Below are 2,992 nucleotides of genomic sequence, written 5' to 3'. Positions count from 1 at the left end.
CGATCGAGAAGGCGATGGTTGCAAAGAGCATCGCCAGCATGGCGATGAACTCGGGGCGTCCGGGGACAGTATCAGGGCGCATGGAAAGTCGGATCCTTGGTGATCGGTCCGCCGGCAGGACGAAGGCTGCGCGCGGGGCGAAATGGCGTTGCCATCGGGCTATCGGATCGGCGCCCGGCCTGACAACAGCCATTCGGTGCTCGCAGCATGCAATTCCGCTATGCGCGCAGATCAGGCCCCGCCGGGGGCGCGGGGAGGGGTGTCGAGATCAGGCCAGGGCCGCGCGGGCCCCGCCGTCCTTGAGCTCGGCAATCACCCGCGACCAGAGCTCGGCCGGCTGGGCGCCGGGCACCGCGTGCTGGCCCGCGACCACGAAGGTCGGCACCGAGGTTACCCCCATGCCGCGCGCCGTGGCGTCCATCTCGACAATCTCGCGCCGGTCGGCCTCGGAGGCCAGAAGCCGCAGGATCAGGCTCGCGTCGAGCCCGCAGGCATCGGCGATGTCGCCCAGAACCTCGCGGTTGCCGATGTCGCGGCTCTCGACGAAATAGGCGGTGAAGAGCGCCGAGACTACGGCGGTCTGCACCCCTTCGATCCCCGCCCAGTGGATCAGCCGGTGGGCGTCGAGGGTCGAGGGCGTCCGCTCGATGGCGTCGAGGTTGATGGTCAGCCCGGCGTCGCGGGCGTGTTCGAAGACGGGCATATAGGCCTTCACCGCTCCGTCCTTGCCGCCGAACTTGGTCTCGAGATAGGCGCGCCGGTCCATGCCCTCCGCGGGCATGTCCGGGTTCAGCATGAAGGGCCGCCAGCGGATCGTGAACGGATGGTCTGGCGCGTCCTGCAACGCGCGGTCGAGGTAGCTCTTGCCGATATAGCACCAGGGGCAGATCGGGTCGGAGAAGATGTCGAGCGTGACCATGAGTTCCATCCTTTTCCAGCGCTTCTAGCGCGTTTCGGGACGGACCTGAACCATAAACCTTTGTCGCATGCGCCCCGGGCGCCCCGTTCAGAGCGCCAGTTCGTCCTCGCCCAGCGGTGCCAGCATCGCCTCGACCTGCGCCGGAGTGACCTCGTCAGCGGCGAGGCGCCAGTGCGGAGTGCGGTCCTTGTCGATGATCTGCGCGCGCACGCCCTCGACGAAATCGCCCTCTTCGACGATGCGGTGCGAGACCCGGTATTCCTGCCGCAGCGCCGCGCGGATGTCGCCATCGCCGGCGCGCAGCCGGCGCAGCATCTCGAGCGTCACCGCCATCGACAGCGGCGAATTGCACCCCACCGCCTTGCGGGCGGCCTCGCCGATGGGGCCCTTGGCACCCTCGAGCGCTGTGCGGATGCCCGCAACGCTGTCTGCGCCGAAGAGCACGTCGATCTCGTCCTGCGCCGAGGCCATGGGGCTTGCCGGGGGCGCGGAGGCCGCCTCGGACAGCGCCGCGACATCGCCGGTCGCCGCCAGCCGTTCCTTCAGCGCGGGCCAGTCGGCCTCGGGCACGAAATGGTCGGCGAAGCCCGCGTGGATGGCGTCGCCCGGACCCATGCGCGCGGCGGTGAGCCCGAGGTATTCCCCCAGCCGCCCCGGGGCGCGCGCCAGCAGCAGCGAGCCGCCCACGTCCGGCACGAAGCCGATGCCGCATTCCGGCATGGCGATCTGCGAGCTCTCGCAGACCACCCGCTCGCCCACGTGCCCGCCAAGCCCGACGCCGCCGCCCATCACGAAGCCGTGCAGGAAGCTGATCACCGGCTTGGGGTACTCGGCGAGCTTGGCGTTCAGCCGGTACTCGTCGCGCCAGAACGCCCGCCCGGTGGCATAATCGTCGGCGCGGCCCTGGTGGTAGATCTCGGCTATGTCGCCGCCGGCGCAAAAGGCCTTGTCGCCGGCGCCGTCGATCATCACGAGCGCCACCTCGGGATCGGCGCGCCAGGCGTCGAGCGCGGCTTCGATCTCGAGGCACATGGCATAGTTCAGCGCGTTCAGCGCCTTGGGGCGGGACAGGGTGACATGGCCGGCGCGGCCGGTGCGGCGGATGACGGTGTCGGTCATGGTCGGGGTCCTTGCAATGCTCGCGGCGGTCGCTTCGGTCACGCGGACACCAGCCCGCGCGCCACGATCAGCCGCATGATCTCGTTGGTGCCCTCGAGGATCTGGTGCACGCGCAGGTCACGGACAATCTTCTCGATGCCGTAATCCGCGAGATAGCCGTAGCCGCCGTGCAGCTGCAGGCACTGGTCGGCCACCTTCGAGCCCGCCTCGGTGACGAATTTCTTGGCCATGGCGCAGAACTTGGTGGCATCCGGCGCGCCCTGGTCGAGCTTCCACGCCGCCTGGCGCAGGAAGGTGCGGGCGGCCTGAAGCTCGATCTCCATGTCGGCAAGGCGGAACTGCAGCGCCTGGAACTGGTCGATGCTCTGGCCGAAGGCGCGGCGCTCGGCCATGTAGCGCAGCGTGGCGTCCAGCGCCGCCTGCGCCGCCCCGAGCGAGCAGGCCGAGATGTTGAGCCGGCCGCCGTCGAGCCCGGCCATGGCGTAGCGGAAGCCCTTGCCCTCCTCGCCCAGCAGGTTGGCGGCGGGGATGACGCAGCCGTCCATCTGCACCTGACGGGTGGGCTGCGCCTTCCAGCCCATCTTCTGCTCGAGTCCGCCGAAGGAGAGCCCCTCGGTGCCGTCCTCGATCACGAAGGCGCCGTTGAGCGCCCAGCCGTTGCCGGCGGGTTCGGCCCGGGTCCTGAGCGCCGCGGCGTCCGAACCCGAGCCGGGCTCGGTCAGGCAGTAGGACAGCACCGTCTCCATGGCACAGGCGCGGGCCAGGAACCGCTCCTTCAGCCCGGGCGAGCCGTAGGCGTCGATCATCCGCGCGCACATGTTGTGGATGGACAGGAACGCCGCGACCGAGGGGCAGGCCATGCTCAGCGCCTCGAAGACCAGCGTCGCGTCGAGGCGCGAAAGCCCCGAGCCGCCGTTCTCTTCGCTGACGTAGATGCCCCCAAGCCCGAGCAAC

At 69.7% G+C, this 2,992-nt stretch carries 4 protein-coding genes; all 4 read right to left on the bottom strand.

Annotated elements, in window-relative coordinates; translation table 11 throughout:
• On the bottom strand, nt 1-193 hold a 193-nt coding region (locus HC022_RS28835; RefSeq protein ID WP_217704089.1), incomplete at its 3' end, for a hypothetical protein.
• Between the two features lie 75 nt (nt 194-268).
• Nucleotides 269-919: a DsbA family oxidoreductase gene (locus tag HC022_RS22830; protein ID WP_085954121.1), complete on the bottom strand. Its 651-nt coding sequence runs from the start codon at nt 917-919 to the stop codon at nt 269-271.
• Nucleotides 920-1,006: 87 nt separating this feature from the next.
• Nucleotides 1,007-2,038: an enoyl-CoA hydratase/isomerase family protein gene (locus tag HC022_RS22825; RefSeq protein ID WP_167453932.1), complete on the bottom strand. Its 1,032-nt coding sequence runs from the start codon at nt 2,036-2,038 to the stop codon at nt 1,007-1,009.
• Nucleotides 2,039-2,076: 38 nt separating this feature from the next.
• Nucleotides 2,077-2,992 (bottom strand): acyl-CoA dehydrogenase family protein (locus HC022_RS22820; protein ID WP_167453931.1); only part of this gene is annotated, 916 nt, incomplete at its 5' end.

Origin of the sequence: Salipiger sp. HF18 (assembly GCF_011806505.1) — a bacterium.
Classification (GTDB): Bacteria; Pseudomonadota; Alphaproteobacteria; order Rhodobacterales; family Rhodobacteraceae; genus Salipiger; species Salipiger thiooxidans.
The sequence above is the reverse complement of the archived record's forward strand: the minus strand, read 5'-3'. Positions and strand labels throughout refer to the sequence as shown.

Bases quoted from the DNA above. Each gene is read 5' to 3' on its own strand.
- HC022_RS22825 (WP_167453932.1), bottom strand. From the start codon at position 2,038: ATGACCGACACCGTCATCCGCCGCACCGGCCGCGCCGGCCATGTCACC.
- HC022_RS22830 (WP_085954121.1), bottom strand. From the start codon at position 919: ATGGTCACGCTCGACATCTTCTCCGACCCGATCTGCCCCTGGTGCTAT.